Origin of the sequence: Kibdelosporangium banguiense (assembly GCF_017876405.1) — a bacterium.
Classification (GTDB): domain Bacteria; phylum Actinomycetota; class Actinomycetes; order Mycobacteriales; family Pseudonocardiaceae; genus Kibdelosporangium; species Kibdelosporangium banguiense.
Window position 1 is genome coordinate 7,371,884 of the sequence record NZ_JAGINW010000001.1, and the last position, 17,879, is coordinate 7,389,762.

The following is a 17,879-nucleotide window of genomic DNA, read 5'->3' on the forward strand; positions in this document are numbered from 1 at the left end:
GGCGATGCGGCTTCGAGGACTTGTGCTGCACCTGGTGCTGCTGCTCGGTGTGCTCGTCTCGATCTTCCCGTTCTACTGGATGATCGTGATGGCGACCAACAACACCAGCGACATCTACCAGTACCCGCCGAAAGTGACCATCGGCGGTGAACTGTGGACCAACCTCGGTCACGTCTTCGAGCGGATCAACTTCTTCGCCGCGATGGGAAACACGATCCTGGTCGCGAGTTGCGTGACCCTGCTGGTGCTTTTCCTGGACTCGTTGGCCGCCTTCACCTTCGCGAAGTTCACCTTCCCAGGTAAGCGAGTCCTGTTCGCCATCCTGATCGGCATCTTCACCCTGCCGGCCCAGCTCTCCCTGATCCCGCAATTCGTGATCATGGTGAAAATAGGCTGGGCAGGCCAGTTGCAGGCGCTGATCATTCCCGCGGCCGCCAACGCCTTCGGCATATTCTGGATGCGCCAGTACATCGCCGGCGCCGTGCCGAACGAACTGCTCGACGCGGCCCGCCTCGACGGCTGCAGCTTCTTGCGCCAGTACTGGCACATCGCCCTCCCTGCGATCCGCCCCGGCCTTGCTTTCCTCGGCATCTACACATTCATCACAGCCTGGAACGACTATGTCTGGCCCCTGATCGTGCTCGTCAGCCCCGACCGGCTGACGCTTCAGGTAGCCCTGTCCCAGCTGAACAGGTCCTACGGCCAGGATTACAGCATGGTCATGGCAGGAGCCCTGCTCGCCGTACTCCCCTTGGTGGTCCTGTTCATCTTGTTCGCCCGCAACTTCATCGCCGACGCCGTCAAGGGCGCTCTACGAGGCTGACATCCGTTGCTGTTCAAGCAATGGCAGTGTCAGGCGGAAACAGGCGCCTTCACCGAGTGCGGTCTCCAGTTCGATGTCGCCGCCGTGGACCTGGGCGAGGGAGCGGGCGATGGCGAGGCCGAGTCCTGCGTTCGCGCCGCCTGCGCGGCTGCGGGAGCGGTCGGTGCGGTAGAAGCGGTCGAAGACGCGGGCGGCTTGCTCGGGTGTCATTCCTGGGCCTTGGTCGGCGATTTCGAGGATGGCGCGGCCGTTGACTGTGCCGACGCCGATGCGGACGTGGGTGCCCGGCGGGGTGTGGGCGACGGCGTTGCCAACGAGGTTGGTGATGACCTGGCGCAGTCTGGCCTCGTCGGCGTGGACGGGGGCTGGGGCGGGCGGGCCGTTGCCGTCTGGGCCGGTGAGGTCGACCGGGCGGGACGGGTCGAGGGCGCGCAGGTCGTGGCGGGCGTCGTTGGCGAGGGTACGCAGATCCATGGGGGCCTGGTCGAGTTGTCCGTCCGGGCCTTCGTCGAGCTGGGCGAGTAGCAGCAGGTCCTCGGTGAGGGCGGTCAGGCGCGTGGCTTCCTGGTTGATGCGGTGCATTGTTTCGTCGACGTCGGAGGGCTCGGGCAGCGCGCCCATCCGGTAGAGCTCGGTCGAGCCCTTGATGCCGAAGAGCGGGGTACGCAGTTCGTGGCTGACGTCCGAGACGAAGGTACGCATCCGTGCCTCGGCGGCGGCCCGGTCGGCGAAGGCTTGTTCGAGCTGGCCGAGCATGGTGTTGAGGGACGCCGAAAGGTGGCCGATCTCGGTGCTGGGCGCGGCGATGCCGGGGACCCGTTGGGTGAGGTCGCCGCCGGCGATCGCGGCGGCCGTGTGCTCGATCCGGCGCAGTGGCCGCAGGCCTCGGCCGAGAGCGAACCAGCCGGCCGCGGTCAGCAGGACGAGCAGCGCCGCGCCGCTGATCACGCTGCTTGTCCGCAGCTGCGCGATAGTGGCGTCAGCCTGGGTGAGTGGCGCGGCCGCGATCAAGGTTCCTCCGGCGGTCGGCCGGGCGACGGCCCGCCAGCGTCCGGAGCCGTCCGCGGCAGGCAGGTCGACAGCCGTCGCGTTGGTGGGGACCGCGCGCAACTCGTCGCGTGCCGGGAAGCTCGCACTGTCCAAACGGGACGATTGGACATCACCGGCGAACGCGCCGTTCACGCCGAGGTACACCAGATAGGGGGTACCGATCAGATCGAGCGCCGGGTCGAGGAGTTCGGGACGGGAGGCGGGATTCACGACGTCAGGTGGCCCGTTGGCCGACACCCGGGCGATGATTTCGCTGAACGAGAGCAGCTGGCCGTCGATCCTGTCGAGCTGGTAACGCTCCAGGTGGTCGGAGACGAGCGCGCTGATGAGGCTCAAACCGATCAACAGCAGGCCCGCGGTCAGTACCAACAGCCTGGCCCGCAAGGAAAACCGCTTCACGACCGGGGCTCCCGCATCACGTAACCCACACCGTGCACGGTGTGGATGAGCTTGGGCTCCGAGGTGTCGACCTTGCGCCGCAGATAGGAGATGTACGTGTCCACGATGCTGGCGTCACCGCCGAAGTCGTAGTGCCATACCTGATCGAGGATCTGGGCCTTGGACACCACCCGCCCGGCGTTCTCCATCAGGTAGCGCAACAGCCGGAATTCGGTGGCGGAGACGCGGACGGGTTGCCCCGCCCGCGTCACCTGGTGTCCCTCCGCGTCGAGCACAAGTGCGCCGACGGTCACCAAATCGACCTGGAAACCCTTGGTACGACGAAGGATCGCGCGAATCCGGGCGATCAGCTCCTCGAGGTCGAAGGGCTTTGTCACGTAGTCGTCGGCGCCCAGGGACAGGCCGGTGACCTTGTCGGCCTGACGATCCCGTGCGGTGAGGAACAGGACGGGAATCGGTCCGTTGCGGCCTTCCGGGCGTTGCTCACGCAGCAACCGGACCACCTCGAAGCCGTCCATGTCCGGCAGCATGACGTCGAGCAGCACCAGATCAGGCGGCTGCTGCTTGGCCGCGGCGACTGCCTCGCAACCGGTCTCCGCGGAGGTCACGCGGAACCCGGCGAACCGCAGCGCCGCGGAGAGCAACTCACGAACGGTGGCCTCGTCGTCCACCACCAGCAGTCTCATCGCCTGATCTTGTCCTTCCACGCCGTCACGATACGGAGCCTCTTACACGTCGCGGCGCCGGAAGACGGCAAACGCGACAGCCACCACAGCGGCGACCCCGAGGCACATCCCGCCCAAGTTCAGCCATGGGTGCGCAAAGGCGGGGTCCGGGACCGTGGTGAGGACCGACGCCGCGCCCTGAGTCGGCCAGAAGTACAGCAGTCCCTGCAGCCATGACGGGAGGATGCTTCCCAAGGCGGGGACCAGGAAGACGATGCCCACCAAGGTGGTGAGCGCTCCGGCCGTGGCCCGCATGATCGTGCCGAGCCCGGCGGCGAGCAGTGCGATCGCCGAAAGGTAGACGCCGCCACCCACCACGGCCGAGAACACGCCCGGATCGCCGAGACTCGCGTTCGGCACGTCCTGTGCGGCCAGCATCGCCTGGCCAAGGAAGAACGACCCGAACATCAGCGCCTGACCAGCCACCACGGCAACCGCGGTGGCCAGCACCATCTTTGCGGCCAGCAGCCGGTGCCGGCGAGGTGTGGCGCCCAGCGTCGCCAGCATCGAGCCGGTCGCGTACTCGGAGGTGACCACAAGAATACCGAGCACACCGATGATCAACTGGGCGACGATGTACGTCGTCAGGCTCAGGTTGGTCGGATCCCACGCCTGTTGTTCCGTGGCCGTCGCGGTCCGGTACTCCTGCTCTTTCGCGCTCATGGACAGGCCCGTGATGCCGAGCCCGACCACGAACAGGCAGGCCACGGTGTACCAGGTGGAGCGCAGGCTGCGGAGCTTGATCCATTCGGCCCGCAGTGTGCGAGTGGCTGTCCTCATGCTGCCGCCCCCTGGTACTCGACGCTGTCCTTGGTCAGTTCCATGAAGGCGTCCTCCAGTGAGGCCTGCTGTGGCGTGAGTTCGCTGAGTGCGATGCCGTGATAGGCGGCGAGCTTGCCGATCTCGTGGCTCGTCATGCCGGAGACGACAAGTGAGGACTCAAGCCCTTCGCGCACAGTGGCTCCGGCGGCGGTCAACCGAAGCGCGAAATCGCTCCGCTCGGACGTGCGGACGAGGACCGTGCCCTCGCCGTTGGCACGTAGGAACTCGCTTACGCTGGTGTCGGCGATGAGCCGCCCACGGCCGATGACGACCAGGTGGTCGGCGGTCTGCGCCATCTCGCCCATGAGGTGGCTCGAGACCAGCACCGCCCGGCCTTCGTGGGCCAGGGAGCGCATGAAGTCCCGGATCCAGCGGATGCCTTCGGGGTCGAGCCCGTTCACCGGCTCGTCGAAGATCAGCACCCGCGGGTCGCCGAGCAGCGTCGCCGCGATGCCGAGCCGCTGCCGCATGCCCAGCGAGAATCCTCCGGCCCGCTTGCCGGCCACGCCCTCAAGCCCGGTCAGCGCAAGTACCTCGTCGACCCGGCGCCTTGGCAGGCCGTTACTTACCGCGAGCGCGAGCAGATGGTCGTACGCCCTGCGGCTTCCGTGGACGGCGCCCGCGTCGAGCAGCGCACCTACCTCGGTCAGGGGGACGGGAAGGTCGCGGTAGTGGCGGCCGCCGATGGTGGCGGACCCCTGGGTCGGCGCTGCCAGCCCCATGATCATCTTCATGGTGGTGGACTTGCCCGCGCCGTTGGGGCCGAGGAACCCCGTCACCTGTCCCGGACTGACGGTGAACGACAAGTCGTCCACCACGGTGTCGGGTCCGTACCGCTTGGTCAGCCCTTGCACTTCGATCGCTGTCATGGATCCGATGCTGGCGGCCGGGTTGGCCGGTTTCTGGGAGCTTCTGGGAGAACTCTGAGAATCCAGCGGCTCAGGCGGCCGTTGGGCGGTGGGCTCACAGGAAACCCGCAGTTGTTCGACGGAGAATCAGTCACTAATGTGCGCTGGACTGCGTAAATTGTCGACACTGAGGGGTGCGCGAATGTTAGATAACTGCGGTGCCGTCCTGGCCCGCCTTGCCTCCGCCACGCTCGTCGCCGGGTTACTTCTCGTGCCCACGACAGCGACCGCTGCGGCCGGGCCGACGACTCTGCCTGCCGGCCAGTACACGCTCAGTGCGAACTACCACCAGTTCGACACGGTCAACGCGGCGCTCGTCTCCAAGCTGGGAACTGCGGCCGTCCACACCGTGATGGAAAACGCCAACCACGACCGGGTCGGCCTGCCGTCGTCGTTCTCCATCAACGGCCTGGAGACCGGCTTCCGGTTCGACAGCGGGGACAACTCCGACTGCAAGAACTACCCGCAGGGCATCACCACCAGTCGGGACGCCGTAGGTACCGCCAACAGTGGCAACTACGACGGACACCAGCTCGTCGTGGTCAGCTGGTACACCAACGACGCCTGCGACGGCGACGGGGAACGCAGCCGGATCACCCTCGTCGACTGGGACGCCACGTACCCGAACAAGTACCGCAAGGTCCTGCTCGTCGAACCGACCGGGACGGCCGCCGCGCCCAACTTCAAGGACATTCCGATTCACGCCGGGGGAGTGTCCTGGTACGGCGACTACCTCTATGTCGCCGACACCGGCCGGGGCATGCGGGTCTTCGACATGCGCAAGATCCTCAAGACCAATACCGGCGGCACCGCCGACCAGATCGGCCGTCAGTCGGACACCGTCTACTACGCGCACAACTACGCGTACGTCCTGCCGCAGATCGGCACGATCACTTCGAACACGACATCGGGCACCAGCCTGAGGTGGTCGTCGATCTCGCTCGACCGGGTCAGCGCGTCGATCGTGATGACCGAGTACACCTGCCAGTCCGGTTGCACCGCCTATCCGAACCGTGCGCCGCGTGCGATCCGCTACCCGTTCGCCGCCGGCACAACGACATTCGCCGCGACGACGACCGCCAGCCAGGCGCTACAGCTGCCCTGGTACAAACTCAACGGGCTGGCATCGCACAACAACCGCTGGTGGTTCGCGTCCTCCGGCCAGAAACAGCTCTACTACTGGACTCCGGCCGCGGGTTCCACAACATACCCGTGGGTGAGCGGCGCCGAGAGCATTTCCTACTGGGAGGACACGACAAACCCCGATCTACTGTGGACACTGCAGGAAGGTGTGGGCAACCGTAACGTGTTCGCCGTCCAGCAGTCCGCCTATGACGGCTGACCAGGCAGAGGATCCTGGCCGAGGAACCGTTGCCCGTTGGCCGCGGCGGTCCGGACCATGGTGAAGCCGTGGTCTGTCATGTCCGATTCGTAGTCACGGATGGCGTCAACCAGGTTGTGTGCACCGGTCTTGACGGCGGTGAGCGCGCTGGTGAGGCGGTCGGCGTCGCGTAGGGCGGTGCAGGCTCCGGCTCCGGCGGCGGGGCTCATCGCGTGGATAGCGTCGCCGACGAGGGTGATCGGTGTTGCCGGCCAAGGGGAGATGGGCACGCTGGTGCGTAGCGGGAACGCGAACATCGTCGCTGGATCGCAGTGGGCGACGATCTCGCGCACCCGCGCGTGCCAGCCCCGCACGCCCTCACTCATGATCTCGTGCAGGTCGGGGCCGCTCATTGTGCTCAGGTTGTCGCCGAACCATTCGCGGCGTGCGCCGAAGGAGCATGTCATGTAGTCCGACGTTGGCGGCAAACGAGTTCCGGGCGCCAACCGGGCCGCGGCGTCCTGGGGTGGCTCGGGAAACTCGACCGGAGCGATGCCCAGAAAGGTGCGCTCACGACCGGCGACCGCCGTGAAGATACCGAACATGGTGTCGTCGAACAGCGCACGGGTGTGCTGGGTGAGCGGGATTGTTCCGTAAATCTGCCGCACGCCGGTGTCCACGACTCGGGCGTGCGGCAGATATTGCTTGCGCACCACAGAGTTCACGCCGTCGGCCGCCACCAGGACGTCGCCGCCGGTTTGGCTGCCGTCGGCGAAATGCGCGGTGACGCGCCCGTCGGAGCCGGTCTCGTAGCCGCGGAACTGTTTGCCGAAAACTACGGCATCCTCAATGCCTGACAACAGGATCTGCCGCAGTACCAACCGGTCGACCGCGAAGTCCGTGGTCTGGCCGGAGTGCTGGGACATGACTTGGTTGAGCTGCTCGTCCAGCAGGACGAACCGGGGATCAGGCATGCCTGCGGTGGCCAGGAACAACTTCCCCAAGTGCGACGGCAGCAGCCGCAATAGACAGTCATGGGCCTCGGAATCGAGATGCAGCCGGTAACCCTGCCGTCGAGACGTCAGCGCTGCATCCCGTTCGTAGACAGCGACTTCGACACCTGCCTGGCGCAATCCCTGAGCGAGCGCGAGCCCGCCCAGGCCGGCACCGATCACGACCACACGAAAATCCGGCACGACAGGTCCCTTCACGCGGCTTCGACGGAAGGGACGCACAGGTCGCACCCATTCGAGTGTGGTGTGAAGCGCTCTGCGCTGCCCGGACTAACCCATACCGGACTGTGTCTTCGCGCGTCCTCAAGATCACCATACCGACGAGTGCCGCGGCTGTCACGGACAACGAGGCAAAGACGTGCCAAGTGCCGGCTACTCAAAGTCGCGCTCCCGCCCCTTTCGCTACGGTGCGAAATCGTGAAGGAAAGCATGCGTTCTGTTCCCCCAGTCGTTCTTGTACACGGTTCCTGGCACGGCAGCTGGTGCTGGAGTCCTGTCACCGAGCACCTGGCCGGCCTCGGTGTGCCGGCGGTGGCGGTGGATATGGACGGGCACGGGCTGAAAGGTCCCTCGCCGCGGTCCCGTTGGAGTCGTCCGTTCGACCCGGCTGTGTTCGTCGCCGAGCCCTCGCCGGTTGCTGCTGTCACCACATCCTCTGCGGCGGCAACGCTCATTGATCAGTTGCGCCGCATCGGCAATGGACGGCCGTGTGTGCTTGTGGCGCACAGCATGGGTGGTGCGGTGGCCACCATGGTTGCTGAGAAGGCACCCGAGCTTGTCAGTGAACTGGTCTACCTGTCTGCGTTCGCTCCGGTCAGTGGCAAGCCCGTGGCCTACTACTTCGGGCTGCCGGAAAACGCCGGACAGCCGGTGTCCGCACTGCTTGTCGGCGATCCCGCCGTAAGTGGGGCGCTGCGGCTGGACACGGGTGATGCCGATCGGCATCGCGCCATCCGCGACGTGTTCTACAACGACGTCGACGACGCCACTGCGGCCGCAGCGATATCACTGCTCACTCCGGACGGGCCTGTCGGCATTCCGGGGGAGACGTTCACTGTGACCGCCGAGCGGTATGGGGCGGTCCCGCACACGTACTTGGTCTGCCTGCAGGACAAGGCATTCCCGGTCGCTCTGCAACGCCGCTTCATCACGGAGATCGACGCTGTGTCGGCGAAACCGACCACTGTGCTGGAACTCGACACATCGCACTCGCCGTTCCTGTCCCAGCCGGCCGAGCTGGCCCGGGTCATCGCATCGGTGCACCGCGACCGCTAGCTACCCAATGTGTCGTTGCGGTTCCAGTCCGTAGCGTATAGCCTGATGGGCAATTCTGGGAGCGCTCCCAGAATTGCCCATCATCCGATCAGCCGAAGAACGGAGGCCTCCTCATGCGTATGCGCACCACCTCCGAGTCTCTTGTCAGGCGGCGCGGTATCGTGGTGGCGGTCGTCGCCGCGATAGTGTGTCTGTTCGTCTGGACTCCCACGGCTTCGGCCCACGGCACGATCGTCAGTCCCGCCACCCGCGCCTATCAATGCTGGCAGACCTGGGGCAAGGACCATATGAACCCAGCCATGCAGCAGCAGGATCCCATGTGCTGGCAGGCCTTCCAGGCCAACGCCGACACCATGTGGAACTGGATGAGCGCGCTGCGGGACGGTCTCCGCGGGAACTTCCAGGGATCGACCCCGGACGGACAGCTGTGCAGCAACGGCCTCGCGCGCAACAACTCCCTGAACACCGTCGGACAGTGGAAGACCACCACCATCGGCGGCAACTTCTCGATGCACCTGTACGACCAGGCCAGTCACGGTGCCGACTTCCTACGGGTCTACGTCAGCAAGAACGGGTTCAACCCGGCCACCCAGCGCCTCGGCTGGGGGAACCTCGATTTCATTCTGCAGACCGGCAAATACCCGCCGGCCAAGGACATCACGTTCAATGTCCAGACCTCCGGCTACCGAGGGCAGCACGTCATCTTCACGATCTGGCAGGCTTCGCACCTCGACCAGACGTACATGTGGTGCAGTGACGTGAACTTCGGTTAAGAGGCTCCTGCAGAACGGACCGGCGCGGCGACGCGCCGGTCCGTCGCGGTGTCCGGAGTAACGACCGGATGTCTTGGTACGACGCCAGAACCATGACCTCACCTTGGAAGCGACGGCTGGCGGCTGCCTCGATCGCGGCGGCCGGGATGAGCTTGGCAATCACCGGAACGGCCCACGCGGCCACAAACTACCAATGCGTGTTCGTCACCCCGGTGGGCGGCGCACCGACTTTCGTCGCCCGCGGTTTCGACTGCTCCGGGCCCGACGGGACATATACAAGTGTGCTGATGTTCGACAGCACGCTGATCATCCGCTGTTCCTCGGCCACCACCTCCCGCAACGCGGCGAACAAACTCCTTGTCAGCGGGACGAACTGCCGCAGTATCTGATTCGAGCCGGGCCGGTTGGTATCACCGGAAAGGGGTAATCCTGCCCTGTCTCGGCGCTGTCGCTTGTTACCGTCGGAAGTTATGCGTCAACACGAGCCCACTCGGTCGCAACCGGTGTCCGGCTCGCCCGCCCGGCGCGAGGACGGGCCGGGCGGGCCGGTCTCGCTGGTTGCGCTGCAGGCGGCCGGAAACCAGGCGGTACAACGGTTGTTCGACGGCGTGGCCGTACAGCGCAGCCCGCTCAGTGAGCGGGTCGCCGCGACCGGCGCGGACAAGGGCAGGGCCTTCGACATCCTCCGGGAGGTGGGGCCGGTCACCGATCCCGATCTCGATGGCTGGATCAATGCCCACTTCCCGGCCGGCACGGACGATCGCTGGCTGGCCGAGCGGTTGGTGCGGTACGGCGCCGAGCCTCGTTGGCCGTACGACGAGATCGTCGAACGCCAACGCCGTGCGCAGACCAACCACTGGGCACCGGAACCGGGCAACATCGCGGCCAGCTTCGACGCCGGGCCGGGCCGTGTGCCCGTCACCGCCTACTACTTCCCTGGACGCACCGACCGCCGCGCGATGGTCATCGGTGGCGTGCACGGCACCGAGGCAGCCGGTGTCGAGGTGGCCAACATGTTGCTGGAACGTCTGCGCCGGCCCGGTGCCCCGATGCCGCTGCTTTCCGTGATCGTCGTTCCGGTGCTGTTCCCGGAGAATCTGGCCGCGCACCAGCGCAAGACTCCTGGGCACGTGGATCCCAACCGGCAGATGCCCGCGCTGGGAGCTTCGCCCGGTGCTGTCGACTCGGAGGGGCGTCCGGTGGAAGCCGGCAACCGCATCCTGCTCGACCTCATCGAGCGCTTCCGTCCCGAGCGGATCGCGAGCTGTCACGGTCACGGCGCGACCGGGCCGCACCAGCGGGACACCCCGCCGAGCAGCGCCGGTGAGCCGAGCATCACCTCAGACCCGCGGCCGGGGCACGAGACCGAGGACGACAAGCTGGCACTGGACATGGCGCGACGGGCATCGTCGGTGCCGGGCGGTGCGAGGGTGCCGGGCAATCGCCTGGGTGAACGGACGGAGACCGCGCGGTACCCGACGTCCTCCGCACCGCACGACCCCGGCGTGTCCTTCGGCGCGTACGGTTCGCACGCCGCCGGCGCCCGTCCGGCGATGAACGTGATCACGATCGAGACGTTCGGCAACGCGACGAGCGCCGAGGCCCGGGATCCGGCCGCGCGCCGGGTGGAGTTGCAGTCGCTGGCCACCGTGCTCGACGAGATCTTCCTCAACCAGTGACGAACCTTGACAGCCGGGCTGGATCGACATCGGCCACGGCTGTCCTTGCGTCCAGCTTCCAGCCTTTCTCGTATGCCGTGGCGAAGTTTTCCTTGCCCAGCAAGGCTTGTCCTCGCCGGGTGAGCTCTTGGACCTGTCGGTCGGTGCGGTCGTGAGTGCCGCGTAGCCGGGAGGCGGCGCCGAGCAGGACGGCGGCCTCGCGATGCCGGCCGTACGCCTCGGCGAGCGCGGCCGTGCTCACCGCTACCTGTGACAGGATCGGCAGGTCCCGGGTTTTCAGCGCCGTTGCGTACGCCTTTTCCAGAGCCTTCTCCGCGCCGATCAGGTCATCCGTCTTCAGGCAGAGCGACGCTTGTACGCCGCTGGCCAGCGTTCGCGCATGGTCGCCAGGGAATGTGGTGTCTCCGTGCAGAGCCCGTTCGGCGTTGTTGATCAGTTCCCGCGCGCGGTCCAAGTCGCCGAGGCGGACCCGCAGGACGGCATCCCATGTGTCCACCAGGGCCAGCATCCCTGGCGAGTTCGCGCGCAGCGCCCGTTCACGTGCCGAGCCGATCGTCGCGATCGTCTGGTCGGTGTCGCCGCGCCGCAGGTACAGGTCGATCCAGCGCAGGTCGCCGAAGACTTCGTCGGTGAGGCTGAGCGAGCCGAACTCGTCAGCCAGCGATCGGGCCTCGCGCAGGTCGGCCAGGGCACCGTCGAGGTCGTCGTCGTACTGCCGCAGCTGGGCGCGCATCGGCAGGATCGTGGCCTGGCCCCAGTGGTCGCCGGTCTGCCGGAAGCAAGCCAGGGCCGCGTCCATGTCGGTGCGCATCCTGTCGAGTTCGCCCGCGTTCTCGGCGAACTGGGCCCGGAACATGCGGGCCAGCCCGGACAGCCAGACGTCGTCGCTGTCGGCCAGGCGCTCGATGATCGCAAGCGCGGCCTTTTCCTGCTGTAGGAACGCGAGCGCGCTCGCGACAAGCACGCCGTGCGGATCTGGCAGCCTCGGGTACGCGAGCAGCCGGGCGGCCAGCTCACGTATCTCGGCCTGATCGTGCGTGGCGGGGGTGTCGGCCCGATTGAGGAGGTAGATCGCTTGCGCGCAGTCACGGTCGGGCGTTGGTTCGCCGCCGGGTACCGCCAATGCCTCACCTAGCCAGTAGGACGCGTCGGACTGTCGGCCGACCATGTGCCAGTACCAGGTCAGGTTCAGTGCGAGGGGGACCGCGTCGCCGGTCTCGCATCGTCGACGCAGGGCGGCCAGCGCGTTGTCGTACTCGGCGCGGATGACCCGTATGGCCGTCAGCTGGCCGGGCCCGCGCAACTGTGGGTCGTACCGTGCCATCAGCTCGGCGATGTAGCCGGAGGCCAGGTCGCGGACGGCGCCGAGGTCGCCTGTCTCATCCAGGCGGTCAGTGCCGTACTCGCGCAGCGTCTCCAGCATGCGGTAGCGGCCCGGGGCGGGCGCGAGTTGTAGCAACGACCGGTCGACCAGGTTTCCTAGCAGCTCGGGGATCTCGGTGGCGAGCACTGCGGTGCCTGCACAGACCGCGGCGGCCGAGGCCGACGTGACGCCGCCAGGCAAGATCGAGACGCGTTCGGCGACCGTACGCTCGTGCTCGCTCAGCAGGTCCCAGCTCCACGCGATGACTGCGCGCAGCGTGCGATGCCGGGGGAGCGCGGTGCGGCTGCCTGTGGTGAGCAGCCGGAACCGGTCGGAGAGCCCGTCGGCGAGCTCGGGCAATGACAGCGTCCGTAGCCGGGCGGCGGCCAGTTCGAGGGCCAGCGGCATCCCGTCCAGGCTCTGGACCACCCTCCGGACATCACGAAGCGTTGTCTCGTCGACCTTGAAACCCGGGCGCACGGCTGCTGCTCGTTCGGTGAAGAGGCGCACCGACGCCGCCTGCTGGGCCTGCTCGATGCCGTCGTCTGGGCCTGGCAGCGCGAGTGGGCCGAGCGGCACCAACGCTTCGCCGTCGACCGCGAGGGGTTCGCGGCTGGTGGCGAGCACGCGCAGCCTCGGGCAGCGGGACAGCAGTGCCGCGATCAGATGGGCCACAGCGTCGATCAGGTGCTCGCAGTTGTCTACGAGCAGCAGGCTTTCCTGGCCACCAAGCTGGTCGGCGAGCAGGTCGAGTTCGTCGCCGTCGACTGCCATCCGGGCCTGGAACATCGCGCTGCCGCGTCGCCCGATCCCGGCAAGCATTGCCGTACCCACCTTGGCGGGCTCGGTGATCGAGGCGAGGTCGATCAGCCAGGCGCCGTCGGGGTACCGGTGCCGGCGGGCGGCTTCGATGGCGAGCCTGGTCTTGCCTGCGCCGCCGGGACCGAGCACGGTGACCAGGCGCCCGGCGGCGAGCAGCGTCTCGATCCGGGCGAGGTCGTCGTCGCGCCCGATGAAGCTGGTCAGCGGTGCGGGCAGGTTACTGGACCTGGTCTTCGGGGCGGGTCGCTCGGCGCGCAGCAGGCTCAGGTGACGCTCGCGCAGGGCATCGCCCGGGTCGGTGCCGAGGACATCGGCCAGGGTTTCGCGTACCCGCTCGTACAGGGCGAGGCCTTCGGCTTGACGACCTTGGGCGGCGAGTGCGTCCATGAGCAGCGCGGCGGTGCGTTCGTGGATGGGGTGGTCGGCGAGCAGAGCGGTCAGTCGAGCGGCGGCCACGTCGGCACGGCCCAAGGACAGTTCGGCGTCAGCGAGGTCGGCGACGACCTCGACCGAGGCGTGGGCCAGACGGGTCGCCGCGGCGGGCGCTACTGCCGCGACGACCGCGGGCTCGACGCCGGGACGGTCTCCCCATAGCGTCACGGCCTCGCCGAGCAGCGCCGCAGCATTCGGGTCGCTGGAGCGCAGGCGTTCACGGCCGGAGGCGGCGAGTTGTTCGAACCGCAGCGCGTCCACGTCGGCAGCGACAATGTCCAGTCGGTAGCCGCCCGCGACCTGCGCGACTTCACTGGCCGAGCCAAGTGCCCGGCGCAGCCGCGAGACGAGGGCCTGCAGGGCGTGGGCGGGGTCGGCTGGCGGGTCCTCGGCCCAGATCGCGTCGATGAGGACGCTCTGCTCGACTGCGCGCCCGCCCGCGAGCGCCAGCCGTACGACCAGACCCTGCAACCGCGCGCCCGGAACGGGCAGAGCGGTTTCACCGCGAGACAGCTGGAATGCGCCCAGCAGCGTGACGCACAGCCGCGCACCCCCGTTCATTCCCCGATCCTGTCAGCGTTGTGTGCGCCCCGTGTGAGCGGCCCACATCAGCCTTTGATCATGCATGACGTAGTGATCGTGGGCGCTGGCCCCGTTGGTCTTTTCCTAGCCTGCGAGCTTGGCCTCGCGGACTGCTCTGTCCTGGTGCTTGAGCGGGAGCCCGAGCCCCACTCCCAGTGGCGGGCGGCCCCGCTCGGGATGCGGGGCATGTCTGGCGCGTCTGTCGAGGCGTTCTACCGCCGCAGGATGCTGGACTCGCTGCTGACGGCGTCGGGCAACCCGTCGCCCTCCCGTGGCGTTGGCCATTTCGCGGGCATGATGCTCGACCCGTCCAAGGTCAACGGCGCCGGCCCGGCGATGCAGGGCGTGATGACGAACCTCGAAGCGGCCGAGACCGTGCTGTCCGAGCGAGCAGCCAAACTCGACGTGGAGATCAGGCGCGGCGTCACGATTTCCGCTCTCACCCAAGACGATGAGCGCGTGGTCGTGCAGGCCGGCGAGCACGAATACGCGGCCCGCTGGGTCGTCGGCTGCGACGGCGGACGCAGCGCGGTACGCGGGCTCGCGGGCTTCGACTTCGTCGGCACCGAGCCGCAGTTCACCGGCTACGTCCTGCTCGCCACCATCCCCGATCCCGGGAAGCTGAGCCCAGGGTTCAACCTGACGCCGGCGGGCATGTACATCCAGATGCCCACCGAGGGGCACATCGGCATGATGGACTTCGACGGCGGCGCGTTCGATCGTTCGCAGCAGCCGACTCGTGATCATCTCCAGGCGGTTCTGCGTCGCGTGTCCGGCACCGACGTGACGCTGAGCGACGTCCATCTCGCCTCGAGTTTCACCGATCGGGCGATGCAGACCACGACCTACCGGCAGGGACGTGTCCTGCTTGCGGGCGACGCCGCGCACATCCACTCACCCCTTGGCGGGCAGGGACTCAACACCGGCTTCGGCGACGCTATGAACCTGGGTTGGAAGCTCGCGGCAACCGTGCACGGGCACGCGCCGGATGGGCTTCTCGACACCTACACCCGCGAGCGCCATCCGATCGGCGCCTGGGTTCTTGACTGGACGCGCGCCCAGGCGGCGGTCATGAGGCCGGACCCGCATGCCCACGCGCTCCAAACAGTGATGCGCGATCTGCTCGGGACCCGTGACGGCACGACCTACGTGTCCGAGCAGGTGTCGGGATCGGCGATCCGCTACGACCTCGGCAGCGAGCAGCCTCTGGTCGGCCGCAACGTCCCGGACCTCGCTCTGCAGGACGGCACTCGCCTTGGCGAACAGATGCACGACGGACGAGGCGTCGTGCTCGATTTCAGCGCCGACCGCCACCTGCGCGATTCAGCGACGGGCTGGGAGGGCCGGATTCGGTATGTGGCCGGGCCGGCGGAAAACGACCTCGGATTCGGTGCCGTGCTTGTCCGGCCGGATGGCGTGGTCGCCTGGGCGGGTGATCCCGCCTCTGATCGTGCGGCGTTCGAGCAGGTCACCGCCCATTGGTTCGGCAGTCCAGCGATCTGAAACAGCCTGGTCGCGGGACCGAATGGCCCCCGCCGATCATCTGTTGGACCCCCGCCGATCGGCGGGGGTCTGATAGACGTTGTATGGATTGCGCGGGCCAAAGGGCGTCCAAGACCCTTGTCGGCATGATCGCTGACCGCCCAGATCGCCTGGTGTCCGCACGTGCCGGAATGGATACCTAAGGATGATCCGGAATTGGCCTGAAGGAGGAGGCCCGCGGCGGTCCTGGCAGGTCAGAGTGGAGTTATGACCGCTGCGCCCGTCCTGGCCGTGGTTCGTCGGCGCTGGGTCGTGCTGGCGATGTTGTGTGCCAGCCTGCTGCTCGTTTCGGTGGACGCCACCGTGTTGCACATGGCGCTGCCCGCGTTGTCCGCAGACCTGCGGCCCACTGCGACGGCGCAACTGTGGATCATCTCGGTCTACTCGCTCGTGGCCGCGCCCTTGCTGCTGGCGTTCGGCACGCTCGGCGATCGATACGGCCGCCGCCGGATACTCGTGCTGGGCTACCTGGTGTTCGGCCTGGCCTCGCTGGGCTGTGCGCTGGCGCCGAACGTGCCGGTGATGATCGCGATGCGGGCGCTGCTCGGGGTGGGCGGCGCGATGATCATGCCGGCCACGCTTTCCCTGTTGCGCCAGGCATTTCCCGACCGCGCCGAACGCCGGCTGGCGATCGGCATCTGGAGCGGGGTGGCCGGCTCCGGGGCCGTGCTCGGGCCGCTGCTCGGCGGCTTTCTCGTGCAGACGTTCTCCTGGCACGCCGCGTTCCTGATCAACGTGCCGGTGATGGTCGCGGCCGTGCCGCTCACTTTCTGGCTCATCCCGGAGTCGTCGGATCCGCCGGACGGGCCGTGGGACCTGCGCAGCGCGGTGCTGGCCGCCCTCGGCGTGGTCGGGATCGCCTTTCTGATCAAGCAGACCCAGCACGGCGGGGCGATGTACGTTCTCGGCCCGGCGGCCGGGCTGGCCGGTGGGCTGCTGCTCGCGGCATTCGTCCGGCGGCAACGCAGGCTCCGCGTCCCGCTGCTGCCGGTCCAGCTGTTCGGCAACCCGGCGTTCAGTGTCGCGGTGGGAAGCGTCTTCGTGGTCCTGGCCGCGCTGGTCGGACTGGGCTTGCTGTTCGCGCAGTACCTCCAGTTGGTGCTCGCGCTGGAGCCGATGGACGCCGCGCTGAGGCTGCTGTTCGTGATGGTGGCGGCGATCGTCGGCAGCCTGGTCGCCGGTCCGTTGTTACAGCGGTTCGGCAATCGCCTGATGATCATCATGGGTTTCGCGGTCAGTGCGATCGCCCTGGCGTTCGCGGCCATGGGCATTGCGGTGACCGAGAACCTGTGGCTGCTCGGTCCAGTGCTCGCCGTGACCGGGTTCGGCGTCTCGGTGTCGCTCACCGCGGCCTCGGATTCCTTGCTGGCCATAGCACCCGCCGAACACGCCGGTGCGGCCGCGGCTGTCGAGGAGACCGCGTACGAACTCGGTGCGGGGCTTGGTGTCGCGATTCTCGGCAGCCTGGCCACCGGGGTCTACGCGGCCAGTCTTGATGTTCCGGGGACCGCGCGAGACGGCCTCACCGAAGCGACGACGGTCGCCTCCGCCTTGCCGCCCCAAGCGGGTGCCGCGCTGCTTGAAGCGGCCCGGCTGGCATTCGTCGACGGTCTACGGGTCGCGCTCGTGGCTGGAACCGTCCTTTTTGTCCTGGCCGCGGTCGCTGCAGCGCGTGCCCTACCGAAATCGAAGGAAACCCGCCAGATATGACCACGGTTGATCATCCAGTTACCCCGACGCAACCGGCCGAGCCGGCGATCCGGGGCGGCTGGCGCACACCTGCCGGGCTGTACCGGCTGATCAGCAGCCCGGTGCTGCGCGCGATCCTCGGCTGGGACCTGCCCCGCTACGACGTGCGGATCGTCGACCGCCGCCCCGGGACAGTCTGCCTGGAAGTCGGCAGCGGAGGCGGTTTCTACACCAAGGCGCTGAAAGCCCACCTCGGCAACGAAAGCACGCTGATCGCCCTCGACCCGTCGGCACGCGGCGTGGATTCTCTCCGGCGAAGCCTGGACACCCTGCCCGGTGCGCAGATGACCTACCTGGCCGCCGACGGCTGCCGTCTCCCGTTGGCCGACGCGAGCGCCGACACCCTGTTCTACGGCTACAGCCTCGAGGAAATGCCGGACCCGCTCGCCGCCGTCCGCGAGGCCCACCGGGTACTGCGACCAGGCGGAGAACTCGTCCTCTTCCTCTGGCGGCCCGTGATCAAGCGCCATCGCCGCCGCCCCATCATCACAACGCTGGACCAGCTGTTCGAACGCCGCCGCGCCGCCATCGGCCCGCAGAACCTCCGCCTGGTCTACCGCAAGCACGACTGACTCCGGTTTCCGCGACGTGGGCGGGCGTT

General features: G+C 67.6%; 15 protein-coding genes. 9 read left to right on the forward strand and 6 right to left on the reverse strand.

Features of this window, described 5'->3' with window-relative positions; translation table 11 throughout:
* Positions 1-4: 4 nt before the first annotated feature.
* On the forward strand, positions 5-823 hold the full coding sequence (locus tag JOF56_RS34095) for a carbohydrate ABC transporter permease (RefSeq protein WP_209643555.1): 819 nt from the start codon (positions 5-7) through the stop codon (positions 821-823).
* Here JOF56_RS34095 and JOF56_RS34100 read toward each other — a convergent pair.
* The 4 genes from JOF56_RS34100 to JOF56_RS34115 are packed head-to-tail and all read right to left on the reverse strand — an operon-like array spanning position 812 to position 4,688.
* On the reverse strand, positions 812-2,272 hold the full coding sequence (locus JOF56_RS34100) for a HAMP domain-containing sensor histidine kinase (RefSeq protein ID WP_209643556.1): 1,461 nt from the start codon (positions 2,270-2,272) through the stop codon (positions 812-814). The two genes, JOF56_RS34095 and JOF56_RS34100, sit on opposite strands and share 12 nt — an antisense overlap.
* Positions 2,269-2,958, reverse strand: a complete 690-nt coding sequence (locus JOF56_RS34105; protein WP_209643557.1) for a response regulator transcription factor — start codon at positions 2,956-2,958, stop codon at positions 2,269-2,271. Before JOF56_RS34105 ends, JOF56_RS34100 begins: the two co-directional genes overlap by 4 nt.
* 42 nt (positions 2,959-3,000) lie before the next feature.
* Positions 3,001-3,777, reverse strand: coding sequence for an ABC transporter permease (locus tag JOF56_RS34110; protein WP_209643558.1), 777 nt, complete (start codon positions 3,775-3,777; stop codon positions 3,001-3,003).
* Positions 3,774-4,688, reverse strand: a complete 915-nt coding sequence (locus JOF56_RS34115) for an ABC transporter ATP-binding protein (protein WP_209643559.1) — start codon at positions 4,686-4,688, stop codon at positions 3,774-3,776. The genes JOF56_RS34110 and JOF56_RS34115 overlap by 4 nt, the downstream gene beginning before the upstream one ends.
* A gap of 181 nt (positions 4,689-4,869) precedes the next feature.
* On the opposite strand from JOF56_RS34115, the gene JOF56_RS34120 reads away from it, so the two are divergent.
* Positions 4,870-6,069: a hypothetical protein gene (locus tag JOF56_RS34120; RefSeq protein WP_245378500.1), complete on the forward strand. Its 1,200-nt coding sequence runs from the start codon at positions 4,870-4,872 to the stop codon at positions 6,067-6,069.
* On the opposite strand, the gene JOF56_RS34125 is transcribed toward JOF56_RS34120, so the two are convergent.
* The gene (locus tag JOF56_RS34125; RefSeq protein ID WP_307855381.1) at positions 6,057-7,244 is read right to left on the reverse strand and encodes an FAD-dependent oxidoreductase; all 1,188 of its coding nucleotides are present in this window, start codon (positions 7,242-7,244) and stop codon (positions 6,057-6,059) included. The two genes, JOF56_RS34120 and JOF56_RS34125, sit on opposite strands and share 13 nt — an antisense overlap.
* A 246-nt stretch (positions 7,245-7,490) precedes the next feature.
* Between JOF56_RS34125 and JOF56_RS34130 the strand changes: the two genes are divergently transcribed.
* The 4 genes from JOF56_RS34130 (at position 7,491) to JOF56_RS34145 (ending at position 10,788) form a co-directional block, all read left to right on the forward strand.
* On the forward strand, positions 7,491-8,336 hold the full coding sequence (locus JOF56_RS34130) for an alpha/beta fold hydrolase (RefSeq protein ID WP_209643560.1): 846 nt from the start codon (positions 7,491-7,493) through the stop codon (positions 8,334-8,336).
* A 113-nt stretch (positions 8,337-8,449) separates the two neighbouring features.
* Positions 8,450-9,109 (forward strand): lytic polysaccharide monooxygenase auxiliary activity family 9 protein, encoded by a 660-nt coding sequence (locus tag JOF56_RS34135; protein WP_209643561.1) that lies wholly within the window; start codon positions 8,450-8,452, stop codon positions 9,107-9,109.
* Between the two features lie 92 nt (positions 9,110-9,201).
* Entirely contained in the window at positions 9,202-9,498 is a 297-nt protein-coding gene (locus JOF56_RS34140) for a hypothetical protein (RefSeq protein ID WP_209643562.1), read from the forward strand.
* Between the two features lie 81 nt (positions 9,499-9,579).
* Positions 9,580-10,788 carry a M14 family metallopeptidase gene (locus tag JOF56_RS34145; protein WP_209643563.1) on the forward strand — a complete coding sequence of 403 codons (1,209 nt, stop codon included), beginning with the start codon at positions 9,580-9,582 and terminating at the stop codon, positions 10,786-10,788.
* Here JOF56_RS34145 and JOF56_RS34150 read toward each other — a convergent pair.
* Positions 10,778-13,966, reverse strand: a complete 3,189-nt coding sequence (locus JOF56_RS34150; RefSeq protein ID WP_209643564.1) for an ATP-binding protein — start codon at positions 13,964-13,966, stop codon at positions 10,778-10,780. The genes JOF56_RS34145 and JOF56_RS34150 overlap by 11 nt on opposite strands.
* A gap of 60 nt (positions 13,967-14,026) precedes the next feature.
* Here JOF56_RS34150 and JOF56_RS34155 point away from each other — a divergent pair, with 60 nt between their 5' ends.
* From JOF56_RS34155 to JOF56_RS34165, 3 genes are all read left to right on the forward strand, one after another.
* Positions 14,027-15,490: an FAD-dependent monooxygenase gene (locus tag JOF56_RS34155; RefSeq protein ID WP_209643565.1), complete on the forward strand. Its 1,464-nt coding sequence runs from the start codon at positions 14,027-14,029 to the stop codon at positions 15,488-15,490.
* Positions 15,491-15,736: 246 nt separating this feature from the next.
* Positions 15,737-17,239, forward strand: a complete 1,503-nt coding sequence (locus tag JOF56_RS34160; RefSeq protein ID WP_209643566.1) for an MFS transporter — start codon at positions 15,737-15,739, stop codon at positions 17,237-17,239.
* A complete protein-coding gene (locus JOF56_RS34165; RefSeq protein ID WP_209643567.1) occupies positions 17,236-17,850 on the forward strand; it encodes a class I SAM-dependent methyltransferase in 615 nt (204 codons plus the stop codon). The genes JOF56_RS34160 and JOF56_RS34165 overlap by 4 nt, the downstream gene beginning before the upstream one ends.
* The last annotated feature ends 29 nt before the right edge of the window (positions 17,851-17,879 follow it).